Below are 15,518 nucleotides of genomic sequence, written 5' to 3'. Positions count from 1 at the left end.
CCTCGTGGTCTCACGGCTTCAGCAGCCCCCGCTCATAGGCCTTGACCAGGTTGCGTGGCACCAGGTGTTCGCGGCCCTCGACGGCGATCGGGACGAGCTGCGGGGCCGCGGCCTTCCACTGCGACCGGCGGTGGCGGGTGTTGCTGCGGGATGTCCTGCGCTTGGGTACGGCCATGGGAACGGCTCCTATCGGGTGGTCGGGGTGTAAGGGAGCAGGGCCATCTCGCGGGCGTTCTTGATCGCCCGCGCCATCGCCCGCTGCTGCTGGGCTGTGAACCGGGTGACCCGACGGCTGCGGATCTTGCCGCGGTCGGAGACGAACGTGCGCAGCAGGTTCGTCTCCTCGTAGTCGATGGAGGTGATGCCCGCCTCGATGAGCGGGTTCGGGCGCGGCCGGGTCGGGCGTCCGCCGACGGGTCGCTTGGCCATCTCGGTTCTTCTCTCTGGTCAGGACACGGGTTCGAGCAGGTCCTCGAAGGCGTCGGGGAGGTCCTTCCATCCCCGCTCCCCCGCCATCAGTTCGGCGTCGGTGAGCAGGCAGGAGTCGAGCAGGTCGGTGATCCCGTCGACGTCCAGGCCCTCGGCGATGAAGACGAGTTGCTGGACGCGGTCCCCGTGCGCGGGATGCCAGTCGAGGGCTGCGGCGGCCCTGCGGGCCGGCGGGTAGGACTCCCAGGCGGCGTCGGGGAGTCCGGCCAGCCACGGGCCGCACTCCTCGACCGCGAGGTTCGCGCCGGCGGCGTCCCAGGCCAGCATCGACTCGGGCCGGTTGGCCAGCCAGAACCGTCCACGGCTGCGCTGGGCGGCGGGGACGAGCAGTTCGAGCGCCTCGTGGAACCGGCCGGGGTGCAGCGGGCGGCGGCGTTCCCAGACCAGGGTCGCCACGCCCGCGTCATCGGCCTGCTGCGGCAGCAGGGCGAGCGCCGGGTTCACCCGGTCGCGGGCGGCCGCCACGTCGAAGCCGCCGAGCGCGGCCCGCAGCAGTTCACCGGTACCGAGCAGCACCCGCCGGGCGGTCGGGTGCAGCTGGCGCAGCATCGCGAGGCCGGTCTCGCCGCCACGGGCGACCGCGACGGTCGTGGCGTACTCGATCTGGTGGGCGAGCGCCTCGGCCCGGGTGCGGGTGTCGTCCGGCGACGTGTGCTCGCCGTGCTCGGCCAGGTCGTCGGGGACGGAGAGTTCGCCGAGCAACCGGTCCGGGTCGACCGCGACCACCATGCCGGCGAGTTCGATGAACTCCTCCGCCGGCCGGCCGTCCACCTCGCCGCCGGCCAGCACCTCGGCCGCCGGGTGCGGGTCGCTGCCGCCCCACAGCTCCACGACGGCCAGCCCGTGCTGCCCGTCCTCGGCCAGGCGCAGCAGTTCGGGCAGCAGGTCCTCGCGCAGGGCGCAGCAGGCGCAGTCATTGCCGAGCGGGACGTCCGCCGTCGCGATGGTGCCGGAGGCGTCGCGGAGTTCGCGACGGACCGTACGGCGCGAGGCGTCGCGCAGGTCGTGGTGGAGGACGACGCCGTTGACGCTGCCGTCCAGCAACTCCTGGACCGCGCGGCGGCGTTCCGCGCGGTGCAGGCCCGCCACCACCACGACGGGGAGCCTGACGTGTTCGGGCACCGCGCTCACCAGCTCGACTTGCGCACGCCCGGCAGCTGTCCGGCGTGGGCCATGGTGCGCAGGTTGATCCGGGAGAGGCCGAAGGCGCGCTGGTAGCCGCGCGGCCGGCCGTCGACGGCGTCGCGGTTGCGGACGCGGGTGGCGCTCGCGTCGCGGGGCTGGCGGGCGAGTTCGCGCTGCGCGGCCGCCCGCTCCTCGGCCGTGCCGGCCGGGTGGGCGATGATGCGCTTCAGCTCGGCGCGGCGCTCGGCGTACCGGGCGACGGTCGCACGCCGCTGCTCGTTCTTGGCGATCCTGCTCTGTTCGGCCATCAGACCTTCTCCCCTCGGGCGCGGATGCGGGCGACGGCGGCCTCGATGCCGATGGCGTCGACGGTCTTCAGGCCCTTGGTGCTGAGGGTGAGGCGGACGTACCGGCCCTCGCCGGGCAGCCAGTAGCGCTTGCGCTGGACGTTGGGGTCGAAGCGGCGGCGGGTTCGCCGGTGCGAGTGGGAGATCGCGTTGCCGAAGGACGGCTTGCGGCCGGTCAGTTGGCAATGAGCGGACATGGTGACGACTCCGTTGCTCATCGTGCGGGCAGGCAGGGGACCGCATCCCGGGGCCGGCGTGCCGACCCCGGGATACCCGCCCCACACTACGCTAAATGAAAACGGATTTCATTTCGCTATAGTGGAGCCACACACCGACGAGGGGACATCCATGGCCCGCAACGAACTGCGCCCGATCATCAAGCTCCGCTCCACCGCCGGCACCGGCTACACGTACGTCACCCGCAAGAACCGCCGCAACGACCCCGACCGGCTCGTCCTGCGCAAGTACGACCCCGTCGCCAGGCGGCACGTCGACTTCCGCGAAGAGCGCTGACCGCCCGCGGGAGGGCCTGCCCCCGGTGGGCGGGCCCTCCCGGGCCCTCCCGGGCGCTCCGCCGGTCACCCGGCAGCCCGGGGCCGGATCTCGGCGCCGGCCTACAGCGTGGCGAGCTGGTCGGCGAGGTCGTCGAGACCGAGCGAGCCCTGGGCGAGGGCCTTCATGTGCCAGGCCCGGAGGTCGAACGCGGCGCCCCGGCGGCGGCGGGCGGCTTCCCGCCCCTCCAGCCAGGCGCGCTCGCCGAGCTTGTAGCCGATGGCCTGGCCGGGCCAGCCGAGGTAGCGGACGATCTCGCTGTCCCGCAGGTCCGCCGGGCTGCCGTTGTACGCGGCCATGAACTCCGTGGCGAGTTCCGGTGTCCAGCGCTCGCCGGGGTGGAACTCCGCGTCGGCGGGGACGGCCAGGCCCAGGTGCATGCCGATGTCGATGATCACCCGGATGGTGCGCAGCATCTGTTCGTCGAGGAAACCGAGACGGTGGGCCGGGTCGTCGAGGAAGCCGAGTTCGTCCATGAGGCGTTCGGCGTACAGTGCCCAGCCCTCGACGTTGGCACTGACCATGCCCAGGGTGGTCTGATAGCGGCTGAGCCGGTCGGCGAGGGCGACCCACTGGGCGAGTTGCAGGTGGTGGCCGGGGACGCCCTCGTGGTACCAGACGCTGACGAGCTGCCAGGTGGGGAAGGTCGCCCGCCCGAGGGTGGGGAAGTAGGTGCGGCCGGGACGGCTGAAGTCCAGGCTGGGGCCGGAGTAGTACGGCGAGGCCGCGCTGCCCGCCGGGGCGATCCGGGACTCCACCCGGCGCAGCGGGCCGGAGATGTCGAAGTGGGTGCCGTGGAGAGCGGTGATCGCCCGGTCCATGAGCTGTTGCAGCCAGTCGCGGATCGCCTCCTCGCCCTCGATGGCGGGGCCGTGCTGCTCCAGGTGGTGCATGGCCTCCAGGGCTCCGGCCCCGGGGAGCACGCGGTCGGCCGCGGTGCGCATCTCGGCCGCGGTGCGGTGGAACTCGTCCCAGGCCCAGGCGTAGGCCTCGTCCAGGTCGACGTCGGCGCCGGTGTGGTGGCGTACGGCGATCCGGTACCGCTCCCGGCCGACGGCGTCCGGGGTTCCGGTGGTGGCCGGGGCGTAGGTGTCGCGCAGCCAGTCGCGGAAGTCGGCGACGGCGGCGGTGGCCCGGAGGGCGGCGGTGTCCAGTTCACCGCGCAGCCGCTCGGGGCCGGGGGCCACGAACCCGGCGAACCACCCCGCGTCGCCGGCGCCTCCGCCGGTCCAGGCGGTGAGCTGGTCGATGACGGCGGCCGCCTGGCGGGGTGCGGCGAGCAGGCGCCGGTCCATCCCTTCGGTGAGGGTCGCGCGGTACCCGTCGAGCGCGGCGGGCAGGTTGCGCATCCGGCCGGCCACCGCGGCCCAGTCGTCGTCGGTAGCGGTCGGCATGTAGGTGAAGATGTCGCGTACCCGGTGGACGTGCGCGGCGATGTTGCGCAGTTGGCGGAAGTTCTCGCCGGAGTCGTGCACCGCCAGTTCGGCGGTCAGGCGCTCCCGGAGCAGCCGGGCGCAGGCCAGGTCGGCGGGGTCCGCCGGGGCGGGCAGCGCGGCGAGCGAGGTGAGCGTGGATCGGGCCAGGTCGGCGAGTGCCTCGAACCCCTCCGGCGAGAGGTCCGGCTGCCGGTCGTCCCCCGGGTTCAGGCCCAACCAGGCGGCCTCCAGCGGATCGTGGGCCGCCGTCTGTTCGAGGTGACGGTCGGCGATGGTGCGCGCGGTGATCGTTTCGTTTGCCATGCCGTCATCTTGATCCATCGGCACGACCGCACGACAGCCCGCCGGCGTCGTGCACGCGCGTATCCGGTCGTCAGCCGGGCAGCGCCGGCCGGGTCGGGGCCCTCACCCGTCGTGCCCGCTCCGGCCCGGTTCGAAGCACGGATAGCCCGGCAGCGGGTCCACGCCCCATCCGTCGGCGACGTCCCGCGACAGCCTGCGCATCGTCTCCGCGAACGCGGGGAGACCGGCGAGCCGCGCGGCCTCCTCCCAGCGGTGCCCGAGCACCTGGCGCCGGGTCGGCACCGGCCGCCGGGTGCGGTGCGTCGGGCCGTCCTCGGCGGTGCGCGGCAGCAGGCGCACGGTCGCGTCCACCGTCCACACGGCGACGGCCCGCCGCATGCCGTCCTCCCACACTTCGTCGTCGGCCAACGCCGGGTACACCGGCACGACTTCGGCCCGGTACGCCGCCTCGATCCGCCGGGCCAGCCCGGCCGGGAGGGCGAAGACGCACCAGCAGGTGGAGAACGGCATCCGGCAGTACGCCGCGGTCAGGAACACCGACTGGTAGCAGGCGACCTCGAAGTCGATCAGGCGCAGCCCCTGCGGGGTCAGCAGGTTGTTGTCCGGGCAGGTGTCCCCCGGCGTGAACGCCGGGTACTCCTCCCGGCCCGCCGTCCCGATCCGCGCGAGCTCCTCGGCCAGCCCGTCCGGCACCGCGACGCCCGCCTCCTCCAGGACCCCGGGGAAGGCGGTCGCGTTGCGCGCGATCCACGGCTCGTCCGCCCAGGTCGGCATCCCCCTGTCGTACCGCGCCCACAGCCGGGCGAGGTCGGCCTGCCGGTCCACCGAGCGGGCGGCCAGCCGTCCCAGCCCGGCCGCCCAGGCCAGCAGCCCCTCCTCCGCGGCCTCCGGATCGTCCCCCAGCAGCAGGTCCGCCAGGGTCGGTGCGTGCCCGAGGTCCTCCAGCACCACCAGCGGCACCTCCGGGTCCACCCCGAGCAGCGGCGGGCCGGCCAGCCCGAGCGCGAGCGCGGCCGCCTCCGCCGTGAAGCCGCGCAGCGCGTCCGGCCCTCCGGTGTAGGCCTTGACGACGACGCTCCTCCCGTCGCCCGTCCGGCAGCGCAGCACGGTGGTGCGGCTGCTCCCGCCCAGGTCGACGGCGTCGTGCAGCGGGGTCGTCAGCAGTCTCTCGGCGGCGCGCAGGATCTCGTTCACCCGCGCATCCTGCCACCGGCCGCCGTTCAGCCGACGACGGGGCTGCGGCGTTCGATCAGGACGGTGTCGCGCCAGCTGCCGTGGTGGCGGGCGACGCGCTCGCGGGTGCCGATGACGCGGAAGCCGGTGCGGGTGTGCAGCGCGATGCTGGCGGTGTTCTCCGGGAAGACCGAGGACTGGATCGTCCAGATCCCGGCCCGCTCGGTGGAGGCGATCAGCTCCTCCAGCAGTCGGCGGGCCACGCCCCGGCCGCGGGCGTCGGGGTGGACGTAGACGGAGTGCTCGACCACCCCCGCGTAGGCCGGGCGGGCGGAGACCGCGCTCACCGCGGCCCAGCCCAGCACCCGGCCGTCCGCACCGGGCGTGACGTACCGGTGCTCGGGCAGGCGGGCGGCGTCGAAGGCCTCCCAGGTCGGCACGGTGGTCTCGAAGGTGGCGTTGCCCTCCTCGATGCCCGCCCGGTAGACGGCCAGGACCTGGTCGGCGTGCTCGGGGCCCATCGGGACGGGAGCCGGGAGGGAGGTGGACACCGGGGATTCCTCCAGGGTGCGGGTCGGGTCGGCGGTCGAGGTCGAGGAGGGCGGCGCGGCCGGGCCGGCCACCACGGGCGGCTCGGGCGGCCGGCCCGGTCAGGAGGGCTCGGTCAGGACTGGGCGGCGCTCTGGCGCGCCCGGTAGTTGGCGGCCTTGACGCGGTTGCCGCAGGTGCGCATCGCGCACCACTCCCGGCGGTGCCCCCGCGAGCGGTCGAGGTAGACCTGGGTGCACTCCGGGCGGGCGCACTCCCGCAGCAGCGCGGCCTGCTCCCCGCCCACGAGCCGTACGGTCTCGCGGGCCAGCGTCGCCAGGGCCTGGGAGACCGACCCGGTCAGGGTGACGCCCTCCGGGGCGAGCCGGACCGTCACCGGCAGGCCGGAGGCGTGCAGGTTCACCTCCGCCACCGCCTCGGCCGGGAGCGGCCGGTCGTGGAGCCGGGCCGCGACCAGGTCGTAGATCGCCTCGCGCAGCCGTACGGCGATCGCCACCTCGGCCTCGTTCGCGCCGGGCGCCGAGTCCAGCGTCCCCGACTCGACGAACCAGTCGTCCAGCAGGGCGGGTGTCGCCAGTTTCTCCAGCGGCTCCGCGTTGCGCCGGGCGCGCAGCGTGCCGACGAAGTCCAGGGCCGGGGTCCCGCAGGGGAATGCGTGATTCACGTAACCATACTGGCCAGTGACAAGGCGCGAGGCAAGTCCTCCGCCGTGACCGGTCCCGGGCCGCCCGGCGCCTCGGGGGTGGCACCGGGCCCGGCGCCACCCCCGAAGTACCCCTGCGGGCAGCCTACTTGGCGAGGGTCTCGTACGCCGCCTGGGCGTGGGACTCGTTGATCTGCCCCTGGAAGAACACCTCGTTGTTGATCGTCACGTCACCGCGGGTCGTGCCCACCACCCAGGAGGCGTGGGTGCCCGGGTCGACCCAGAGGATCGGGGCCCCGCTCTGCGCGAGGTTCCCGTTGCACAGCATGAGCCAGATCCCCTGGCCCGGGTACTTGGGGTCCGCACTGGCGAAGGCGCCGCAGGTGGCCTGGGTGCTGGACGGGTAGTAGACGGTCGTGAAGGCGCCAGTGGGATCCTTCGGGTCGCCGAACGCGACCCCGTAGCCGCCCATGAGCTCGGCCAGCCCCTTGCCCTGCTCGTTGACGCCGAGGTCGAGGTAGGCGACGTCGCCCACCGGTGAACCGGGGGTGTAGTTGCCGGCGAGCGCCGCCCGGTTCATCGGGAACTTCCCGTACGGCGTGCTGCCGTTGTCGTACGCGGGCACGAACACGACGTTCTGCGCGTCGCCGCTGGCGTTGCGGATGCAGTGCGCGGCGGTCTCCACCATTCCCTTGAGCTTGCCGGGGGTCACGGAGACGGCGCCGCACTCCCTGTTCTGCCCGTCCCGGGTGAAGAACAGCTTGCCGACGCGGCGGTCGTAGGTGCCGGCGAGCCGCTGCTCGGCGGCGACCGCCGGGGCGGCCGATTCAACGGCCGCCGCTTCGGGGGCCGCCGCGGTGCCGCCCTCCGAGTCGAGCACCGCCTGCCGCATGCGCTCCGGGGTCCAGTAGGCGATCGCGTCGGTGCCCGTGGCGGCCGTCGCGGCGGCGACGGTCGTCGGCGTGGCCGCGGTGCCGAGGGCCGCCGCGTCGGCCGGGGCCGTACCGAGGAACGCCGTGAAGGCGAACAGGGCGCCGGCGAATGCCGTGGCACCGGCCGTCGTCTTTGCGTGGCGAATCATCATTCCACTCCTTTGGCAGAGTCGTTCTCGTGGATGTGCGGAATTCGGCGGGCGGTCGGCCGCTACCGCCGAGATGTGCTGGGCGGGTGGCACTGAAGGCGTGTCAGGGAATTCCCGGACACGAGAATGCGGGCGAATGCGCGTCGACGGCTCAGGGCCGCCGGGCGGGGGTCTGCGCGGCGGTGAGCGAGGGATCGGTCTCGGTGACCGGGGCGAGGATCTCCTCCGCCCTCGCCGCCAGCCCGGGATCGAGCCGGACACCGGAGGCCAGGGCGTTCTCGCGGATCTGCGCGGGGTCCGTGCCGCCGATGACGGCGGCCGAGACCGCCGGATTGCGCAGGACCCAGGCGAGCGCGAACTGGGGCAGGGTGAGATTCGCCTCCGCCGCCAGCGGTTCGAGTTCCGCGACCCTTTCCAGCACGTCGGTGCGGAGGAATTCGCCGATGTTCCCGGCCCCGCCCTTGGTGTCGGTGGCCCGGGTGCCGGCGGGTGCCTCCCGGCCGGCGCGGTACTTCCCGGTGAGCACGCCCTGGGCGAGCGGCGACCAGACGATCTGGCCCATGCCGAGTTCGGCGCAGGCCGGGACCACCTCGGCCTCGATCACCCGCCAGAGCATCGAGTACTGCGGCTGGTTGGAGACGAAGGGGACGCCGAGTTCCCGGGCCAGCGCGTGTCCGCGCCGGATCTGCTCGGCCGTCCACTCGGACACGCCGATGTAGTGGGCCTTTCCGGAGCGCACGATGTCCGCGAACGCCTGCATCGTCTCCTCCAGCGGAGTGTGCGGGTCGAAGCGGTGGGCCTGGTAGAGGTCGACGTGGTCGGTGGCGAGCCGGCGCAGCGAGCCCTCGACCGCGGTCATCAGGTGCTTGCGCGACAGCCCGCGTTCGTTGGCGCCGGGGCCGGTGGGGAAGTACGCCTTGGTGGAGATCTCCAGCTCTTCGCGCCGCCGGCCGTGCAGCGCGCGGCCGAGGACGTGCTCCGCCCGGGTGGCGGCGTAGGCGTCCGCGGTGTCGAAGGTCGTGATGCCCGCGTCGAGGGCCGCGTGCACGCAGGCGATCGCCTGCTCGTCGTCCAGCTGGGAGCCGTGCGTCAACCAGTTGCCGTACGCGATCTCGCTGACCAGGACGCCGCTGGTGCCCAGGTGGCGGTACTCCATGACGGGGGTCGCTCCTCTCGGTGCGGGGGGTGGCGGAGGGGGTGGTGGTGGGGCGCGCCGCTCCGCGGGGACGGGCCGGGGGCGGCCTCCGGCGACCAGAGCAGCGCGGGGTCGCGGTCGAGGATGCGCTGGTGCGTCCGGGTCAGCTGGGGCGAGGGGCCGACGCCGAGCTCCTCCTTCAGCAGCCGTCCGGTGTCCCGGAAGACGGCCAGGGAGTCGGCCTGCCGGTTGGCCCGGAACAGGCAGACCATGAGCAGCTCGCGCAGGCCCTCGTCGAGCGGGTTCTCGGCGGTGAGCTCCCACAGTTCGGTCGCGGCGGCCAGGTGCTCGCCGAGCCGCATCCGACAGCGCAGGCGTTCGCTCCGGGTGGTGCGGAGCAGTTCGCCGAGGAACGTCCGCTTGGCCTCGGCGAGCGGTCCCGGTACGTCACGGAGGGGTTCCCCGTGCCAGAGGCGGATCCCCTCCGCGTAGCGGTCCGCGGCCTCCGCGGTCCTTCCGTCCAGCTTCGCCGCCTCGGCGAGGGAGACGATTCTCCGGAACTCGTCGAGATCGACCGACGCGTTCTCCGCGTCGAGCTGGTAGGACCTGCCGGAATTCCCGACGATGTCGATTCCGGCGGCCCGCAGGGTCTTCCTCAGGAGGTACACGTGGGTGCGGACGGTTTCGGCGGCCGTGCGCGGCTGCTCGGCGCCCCAGAGTGCGGTGGCGATTTTCTCGGTGGTGAGTTTCCTGTCGTTCGAGAGGGCGAGTGCGGAAAGGACGGCCTGCTGTTTCGGGCTGGAAATGCCGACCGTGGTTCGGGAGTTCGACACGGAGAGCGGTCCCAACAGGCGGACAGCGAACACGGAAGCCTCCAGGGCTTTCTCGGCGGCGGGTTCAATGGTGCGCATACCGCGACGGGGCGTCAAGGCGTACAGGACATACACGAATTGAGCCGGGAAAAGGTTCACGCGGACCGGCCGACCGGTGGAATCCGGCGAGCCGGCGGAGCGGTTCCGGGTTCCTGCGGCGCTCTACGGCGAATTGACGGGGATTCTACGCGGCCCTGTTTGACTGGCTGAGCCGCCGGACCCGACGGGTGCCCGGCGAGAGCCGCGTCCTCCGGAGCGGCGCGGGCCCGGCCGCCGGTCGCCCCGCCGCCCGCCCGGGACGCCCGTCTTCTCCGGGCAGCCGGTGACCCCCTGCCCCGAACAGAGGAAATGACTATGCCGACAGCGAGTCCGCCGGTCTCCGTGCTCGCTCCCCCCGACGCTCGCCGCCTGGTCGACGCCGCGGAGCGACTGCTGGCGCGGCACGGCGCCCCCGACAGCCCCGAGCTGCTCGCCGAACTGCCCCACGCCGCCCTGGAGTTGCCCGCGCCCCTGGTGGCGGCCGTGCGACGGGACTTCCCGGTCGAGGGCATGTACGTCCTGCGCGGCCTGCCCGTCGCCGACCACCCCCTGGAGCCGACCCCGCTGGGCTGGCCGCAGGCCGGCGACGCGGGCGCCCGGTGGGACGTGGTGCTCCTGCTGCTCGCCTCCGTCCTGGGGCACCCGCTCGCGTGGGAGGGCCAGCAGAACGGCCGTACCGTCCACAACATCGTGCCCTCGCCCGGCCACGAGGAGCAGCAGACCGGTGCCAGCAGCGCCGTGCTCCTCGCCCCGCACACCGAGGACGCCTTCCACCCCGGCCGGGCCGACGTGCTGATGCTGTGCTGCCTGCGGAACCCGGACCTGGTGTCCACGACGGCGGCGAGCATCCGGTCGACGGACCTGTCGGCCGAGGACGTCGCCGCGCTGACCCGGCCGGCGGTGCCGATCCTGCCCGACGACGCCTACACCGTGCGCTCCGCGCGGCCGCCCGTCCCGGTGCGCACGCTGTGGCGGACACCCGAGGGACTGGGCATCCGCTTCGACCCGGCCTACACCCGGCAGGACGGCGCGGACCCGGCGTTCCGCGGCGCCTACGCCCGACTGGAGTCCGAACTCGAGCGGGTGACCCAGGCCGTGGTGCTGGAACCGGGTGACGTGCTGGTCGTGGACAACGACGTCGTCGTGCACGGCCGGGTACCGTTCCGGGCCCGCTACGACGGTACGGACCGCTGGCTGAAGCGCACCCTCGTCCGGCTGCCGCACCGCACCGGGCGGCCGGCCTCGGAGCGGGCGGAGCACGGCTACGGGCAGGCGGTCGTCGACCGCTGCTGCCAGGACGCCGTACGGCGGTCCGGCGGCTCGCCGGCCCTCTCCGGAGCGCGCGATGACTGAGCCGGCCCGCCCCGACGCCCTGCCGGACTGGGACCCCGAGCGGATCGCGGCCGTGTACGCGGCCGACCTGTCCGCCGCCGCCGGCCCGGACACCGACTTCTTCGAGGCGGGCGGCCACTCCCTCCTCGCGGTGCTGCTCGCCGACCGGCTGCGCGAGCTGCTGCGGGTGCCCGTCACCGGGTTCGACGTGATGGAGCACCCCACGCCCCGCGCCCTCCTCGCGGAGCTGCGCGGCCGCACCACCGTGGACCGCACCACCGCGGACCGCGCCGCCGCGGGGAGCCCGGCGCCCGGCGCGGCCGGGGCCGGGGCCGCGACGAGCGGCCGGCGCACCGTCCTGGTGACCGGCGGCACCGGCGCCGTGGGCAGCTTCGTCGTCGCCGAGCTGCTGGCCCGCGGACACCGGGTACGGGCGCTGGCCAGGCCCGAGTCCGCCGCCGCCCTGGCCGGGACCGGAGCCGAGCCGGTGGCCGGGGACCTGACCGCGCCCGACGGCCTGCGGGCGGCGGCCCGCGGAGTCGACGCGGTCGTGCACGCCGCCTGCACCTTCACCCGCCCCGACGTGGACGAGGCCGCGCTGCGGGCACTGGCGGACGGCTGGGAGGGCGGCCCCTTCGTCTTCGTCAGCAGCGTGGACGCCTACGGGCGGCCCTCCCGCCCGACGGTCCGCGAGGGGCAGCGCGCCGAGGGAGCGGTCAGCGACTACGGGCGGGGCAAGGAACGGTGCGAGTCCCTGCTGCTCGACGAGGCGGACCGCCGGAACGCCCTGGACGGCGTCAGCCTGGTCCGGTTGCCCCTGGTCTGGGGGCCGCACCACCGGCTGGGTGAACAGCTGCGGTGGGGCGCGCTGCGCACCTTCCACCAGCGGGCGTTGCGGGGCGAACCGCTGCTGGTCCCCGAGCAGGACGGCTGGACCGGAGTCCCCTGGGTGGGGGCGGCCGCCCTGGCCCGCGCCCTGGCCGACATGCTCGACCGCCCGGCCGGCGGCGTCGTCAACGCGGTGGCCGGGCACGTCGGTTGGGCCGAGCTGGCCGGGGAGCTGGCGGCGCTGCTGGGCGGCGGGTCCGCCGTACGGACGGCACCGGACCTGCCGCCGGACCTGCACCGGCCCTGGCGCTACCGCACCGACCTGTTCGACGCGCGCTACGGGACCGGCCTGCGCGAGGACTGGCGGCCGCTGCTGGCGGCGACGTTGGCCGGGGCCGGGCGAGCAAGGCCTTCCGATCAGAACCTCGAACAGAACCCCGAGCACCCCGAGCACCCCGAGCAGAACCTTCCGAGCAGCACCTTCCGGCCGGGTCCGGGGAAACGGAGGCCGCGATGAGCAGCACCACACCGGACGGCGCGGGGACGTCCTTCGCGGGCGTCCACGTCCTGGTGGCGCGCCAGGTGGCGGCGCGGCCGCAGTCCTGCGCGGTCAGGGACGCCCTGGGCCGCGAACTGTCCTACGCGCGGCTCTGGGAGCGGTCGGGCGAGGTCGCCGCGGCGCTCACCCGGCACGGCGTCGGACCGGGAGCGCGCGTGGTGGTGGCGCTGGAACGCTCCCCGGACCTGGTGGCGGTACTCCTCGGCATCCTGCGCACGGGGGCGGCCTACGTCCCCGTCGACCCGCACGCACCCTCGGCGCGCCGAGAGTCGGTCGTCCGGGACTGCGATGCCGACGCCGTGGTGACGGCCGGTCCGGTCGGCACCGGCCCGTCAGCGGAGCGGCCGCCACGGCTGACGCCCGGCGACCTGCTCGCCCGGGCGGTGCCGGGCCAGGACGTGCCGCCCGTCCAGGACGTGGCACCCGTCCAGTTCGTGGCGCCCGGCGACACCGCGTTCATCGGCTACACCTCCGGCTCCACCGGCCGGCCCAAGGGCGTGGAGCTGAGCCACTCCGCCATCGCGCACTTCATCGCCGGCGGCGGCTACTGCCCCGTCGGCCCCGGGGACCGCGTCGCCCAGGTCGCCAGCCCCGCCTTCGACCCCGTCACCTTCGAGGTGTGGAACACCCTGGCGTCCGGAGCGACGGTGGTCGTCCTGCCCGCCGTGGCCGAGGTGCCGCTGGAGGAGTGGACCGACAACCTGGCGAGGCACCGGATCGACGTCATGTTCCTCACCACCGCCCTCGTCGACCTGGTGCACCGCTCCGCACCCGGCGCCTTCGCGCCGCTGCGCACCCTGCTCTTCGGCGGGGAGGCGGTCGACCCGGAGATGGTCCGGGGCCTGTGCACCGTCCGTCCCCCCGGCCAGGTGCTGCACGTCTACGGACCGACCGAGGCCACCACCTTCACCAGCTCGTTCCGCTGCGACGCCGGGAACCTCGACGGGCTCGACCGGATACCGATCGGCTTCCCGCTCCCGCACACCACCGTCGCCGTGCTCGGCCCCGACCTCGCGCCGGTGTCCCCCGGCGAGCCCGGCGAGCTGTGCATCGGCGGCCCCCGCCTCGCGACCGGCTACCTCGGCCAACCCGGGCTCACCGAGGAGAAGTTCGTGCTGCTGCCCGACGGTGAGCGGGTCTACCGCAGCGGGGACCTGGTGCGCCGGCGCGCCGACGGGGCGCTGGAGTTCCTGGGGCGCCGGGACCGCCAGGTCAAACTGCGCGGCTTCCGCATCGAGCCGGAGGAGGTGGAACGCGCCCTGCTGGCCACCGGACTGCTCGACGCGGCCGTGGTCGAGAAGACCGGCGAAGGCCCGAACGCCCGTCTCGTCGGGTTCGTGGTGCCCGCGGGGCGGACGGCCGAGCGGAACGACCCCCTTCCGCAGGCGCTCGCCCGGGAACTGCGCCGCCACGTGCCGCACTACATGGTGCCGACCACCTGGCACGTCGCCGCCGCGCTGCCCGTCACGGCCAACGGCAAGGTCGACCGGGCCGCGCTGCTCGCCCGCCTGCGCGACCCCGACCGGGCCGTGGGCGCTCCGCACTGACCGCCCGCCGTACCGACCGTTCACACCACCGGCCGGTTAGCCGCACTGACCCGTCCGCCGCACTGACCCGTCCGCCGCACTGACCGCCGCCGACCGCTGGAGTCCACCGATGGGCGAGAACATCACCGCCACGTACCTCGAACAGTTCCGCTCGGCCGTGGCCGACCACCCGGGCGTCCTCCCCGTCACGGGGGCGCAGCGCCGCTTCCTGACGATGCGCCGGCTCGCCCGCGACGTCCCGCCGCTGCTGGTCCCGCTGTACTTCCGGTTCCCGCGCGGCGCCGTCGACCCGGACCGGCTGCGCGCGGCGGCCGCGCGCCTCGCGGCCCGGCACCCGGTGCTGCGCACGCGGTTCGACACCGCGGCCGCCCTGCCCGTCCAGCGGCTCACCGATCCCCGGGGCGCGGTCCACCGGGTGACGGCCGGGCCCGGCGAGTCCACCGACGGGGCGCTGCGGCGGGCCCTGCGCACCTGGAGCCCCGACGGCCCGCCGCTGCGCCTGTTCCTGGCCGCCTCGGAGGCCGAACCGGAACTGGAGACGCTCGCCGTGGTGGTGGACCACGCCGCCTGCGACGAACAGTCGCTCGGGCTGATCACCGAGGGCCTCGGCCGCGCCTACCGGGAGCGGGCCGATCCGCGGGAGCTGCTGGCCGCCACCGGGGCGTCGGACGCCGAGGCGTACCGGAACGCGGTGGAACGGCAGCTCGCCGTCGAACGCGCCGCCTCCGGGCCGGGCTCCCTCGCCCACTGGGCGGGCCGGCTGGCCGAGCTGGTGCCGACCGGCGTCGCCGACCGGCGCGCCACCGCCGACCCCCGGCGGGCGGACGCCGTCGCCGGGCTGCTCCGGTACCGCAGGCCGGCGCCCGTCGAGGAGGCCGGCAGCACCCTCTTCCCCGCCGTGCTCGGCGCGACGGCCGCGGCCGTCACCGCGGTCGCGGGCGTCACGGGGGCCACGGCCGGCGCCTCCCGCGCGACCCCGACCGTGGGCTACCCGTGGGGCGGACGGCCACCGGGCGCCGCCCCCGTCCTGGGGTGCTTCCTCAACACGGTGCTCTGCGTGGCCCCCTGCGGTGCGGACCCGGACGACCTCACCGACCGCTGGTGGGACGACCTCGACCACGCCGACACCCCGCTCGACGAGGTCCTGCGGCTCGCGCGGCTCCGCGGCCCCGCCCGGCACACCCTGTTCGACGCGCTCGTGGCGCAGGAGGACGCCACCCGGCGCCCGCCGCTGGAACTGGGCGGCGTCGAGGGGATGGAGACCCACCGGGAGGCCCTGTCCCTCCAGACCCCCCTGGCGGTGGCCGTCACGCGCGGCGCCGCCGACCTGCTGGTGCGGCTGGGCTGGCAGCCCGGGCTCGTCGGTCCGGCGCAGGCGCACTCCGGCTTCGACGCGCTGCGCCGCACCCTCGCCGCGCACCTGGACCGTTCCCCCGACCCGTGCGCACCCGCGCACTGAACCGCCGACCGGCCCACCGTCAGCACCATCCGCACGATTCACACGATTC

17 protein-coding genes are annotated in these 15,518 nt (G+C 74.8%); 5 read left to right on the top strand and 12 right to left on the bottom strand.

Annotated elements, in window-relative coordinates; all coding sequences use genetic code 11:
• Window positions 1-10: 10 nt before the first annotated feature.
• The 5 genes from rpmF to rpmB are packed head-to-tail and all read right to left on the bottom strand — an operon-like array spanning window position 11 to window position 2,158.
• On the bottom strand, window positions 11-175 hold the full coding sequence (gene rpmF / locus ACZ7RU_RS24495; RefSeq protein ID WP_470343092.1) for a 50S ribosomal protein L32: 165 nt from the start codon (window positions 173-175) through the stop codon (window positions 11-13).
• Window positions 176-186: 11 nt separating this feature from the next.
• Entirely contained in the window at window positions 187-429 is a 243-nt protein-coding gene (rpsR, locus tag ACZ7RU_RS24490; protein ID WP_470343091.1) for a 30S ribosomal protein S18, read from the bottom strand.
• Between the two features lie 18 nt (window positions 430-447).
• Window positions 448-1,611, bottom strand: coding sequence for a CobW family GTP-binding protein (locus tag ACZ7RU_RS24485; RefSeq protein ID WP_470343090.1), 1,164 nt, complete (start codon window positions 1,609-1,611; stop codon window positions 448-450).
• 5 nt (window positions 1,612-1,616) lie between these two features.
• Entirely contained in the window at window positions 1,617-1,922 is a 306-nt protein-coding gene (gene rpsN / locus ACZ7RU_RS24480) for a 30S ribosomal protein S14 (protein WP_470343089.1), read from the bottom strand.
• Complete coding sequence (gene rpmB / locus ACZ7RU_RS24475) at window positions 1,922-2,158, bottom strand: 50S ribosomal protein L28 (RefSeq protein WP_470343181.1); 237 nt, start codon at window positions 2,156-2,158, stop codon at window positions 1,922-1,924. Before rpmB ends, rpsN begins: the two co-directional genes overlap by 1 nt.
• A 151-nt stretch (window positions 2,159-2,309) precedes the next feature.
• On the opposite strand from rpmB, the gene rpmG reads away from it, so the two are divergent.
• Window positions 2,310-2,474, top strand: a complete 165-nt coding sequence (gene rpmG, locus ACZ7RU_RS24470) for a 50S ribosomal protein L33 (protein WP_350741047.1) — start codon at window positions 2,310-2,312, stop codon at window positions 2,472-2,474.
• A 101-nt stretch (window positions 2,475-2,575) separates the two neighbouring features.
• On the opposite strand, the gene ACZ7RU_RS24465 is transcribed toward rpmG, so the two are convergent.
• The 7 genes from ACZ7RU_RS24465 to ACZ7RU_RS24435 form a co-directional block, all read right to left on the bottom strand.
• Window positions 2,576-4,252 carry a DUF885 domain-containing protein gene (locus ACZ7RU_RS24465; RefSeq protein ID WP_470343088.1) on the bottom strand — a complete coding sequence of 559 codons (1,677 nt, stop codon included), beginning with the start codon at window positions 4,250-4,252 and terminating at the stop codon, window positions 2,576-2,578.
• A gap of 102 nt (window positions 4,253-4,354) precedes the next feature.
• Window positions 4,355-5,446 (bottom strand): hypothetical protein, encoded by a 1,092-nt coding sequence (locus tag ACZ7RU_RS24460; protein WP_470343087.1) that lies wholly within the window; start codon window positions 5,444-5,446, stop codon window positions 4,355-4,357.
• A gap of 26 nt (window positions 5,447-5,472) precedes the next feature.
• Entirely contained in the window at window positions 5,473-5,946 is a 474-nt protein-coding gene (locus ACZ7RU_RS24455; protein ID WP_470343180.1) for a GNAT family N-acetyltransferase, read from the bottom strand.
• Window positions 5,947-6,089: 143 nt separating this feature from the next.
• Window positions 6,090-6,638: a CGNR zinc finger domain-containing protein gene (locus tag ACZ7RU_RS24450; RefSeq protein ID WP_470343086.1), complete on the bottom strand. Its 549-nt coding sequence runs from the start codon at window positions 6,636-6,638 to the stop codon at window positions 6,090-6,092.
• A gap of 124 nt (window positions 6,639-6,762) precedes the next feature.
• Window positions 6,763-7,698, bottom strand: coding sequence for a trypsin-like serine peptidase (locus ACZ7RU_RS24445; protein ID WP_470343085.1), 936 nt, complete (start codon window positions 7,696-7,698; stop codon window positions 6,763-6,765).
• Between the two features lie 151 nt (window positions 7,699-7,849).
• On the bottom strand, window positions 7,850-8,854 hold the full coding sequence (locus ACZ7RU_RS24440) for an aldo/keto reductase family protein (RefSeq protein WP_470343084.1): 1,005 nt from the start codon (window positions 8,852-8,854) through the stop codon (window positions 7,850-7,852).
• The gene (locus ACZ7RU_RS24435; protein ID WP_470343083.1) at window positions 8,788-9,666 is read right to left on the bottom strand and encodes an AfsR/SARP family transcriptional regulator; all 879 of its coding nucleotides are present in this window, start codon (window positions 9,664-9,666) and stop codon (window positions 8,788-8,790) included. The genes ACZ7RU_RS24440 and ACZ7RU_RS24435 overlap by 67 nt, the downstream gene beginning before the upstream one ends.
• 393 nt (window positions 9,667-10,059) lie before the next feature.
• On the opposite strand from ACZ7RU_RS24435, the gene ACZ7RU_RS24430 reads away from it, so the two are divergent.
• The 4 genes from ACZ7RU_RS24430 to ACZ7RU_RS24415 all read left to right on the top strand — a co-directional run bounded on the left by ACZ7RU_RS24430 (window position 10,060) and on the right by ACZ7RU_RS24415 (window position 15,469).
• Window positions 10,060-11,097 (top strand): TauD/TfdA family dioxygenase, encoded by a 1,038-nt coding sequence (locus tag ACZ7RU_RS24430; protein WP_470343082.1) that lies wholly within the window; start codon window positions 10,060-10,062, stop codon window positions 11,095-11,097.
• Entirely contained in the window at window positions 11,090-12,421 is a 1,332-nt protein-coding gene (locus ACZ7RU_RS24425; protein WP_470343081.1) for an NAD-dependent epimerase/dehydratase family protein, read from the top strand. Before ACZ7RU_RS24430 ends, ACZ7RU_RS24425 begins: the two co-directional genes overlap by 8 nt.
• On the top strand, window positions 12,418-14,010 hold the full coding sequence (locus tag ACZ7RU_RS24420; RefSeq protein WP_470343080.1) for an amino acid adenylation domain-containing protein: 1,593 nt from the start codon (window positions 12,418-12,420) through the stop codon (window positions 14,008-14,010). Before ACZ7RU_RS24425 ends, ACZ7RU_RS24420 begins: the two co-directional genes overlap by 4 nt.
• A gap of 109 nt (window positions 14,011-14,119) precedes the next feature.
• Window positions 14,120-15,469, top strand: a complete 1,350-nt coding sequence (locus tag ACZ7RU_RS24415) for a condensation domain-containing protein (protein WP_470343079.1) — start codon at window positions 14,120-14,122, stop codon at window positions 15,467-15,469.
• Window positions 15,470-15,518: the final 49 nt, after the last annotated feature.

This window comes from Kitasatospora sp. NPDC114501, assembly GCF_055633695.1.
Note: the sequence above shows the minus strand (reverse complement) of the source record. Positions and strands in the feature narration are given on the sequence as shown.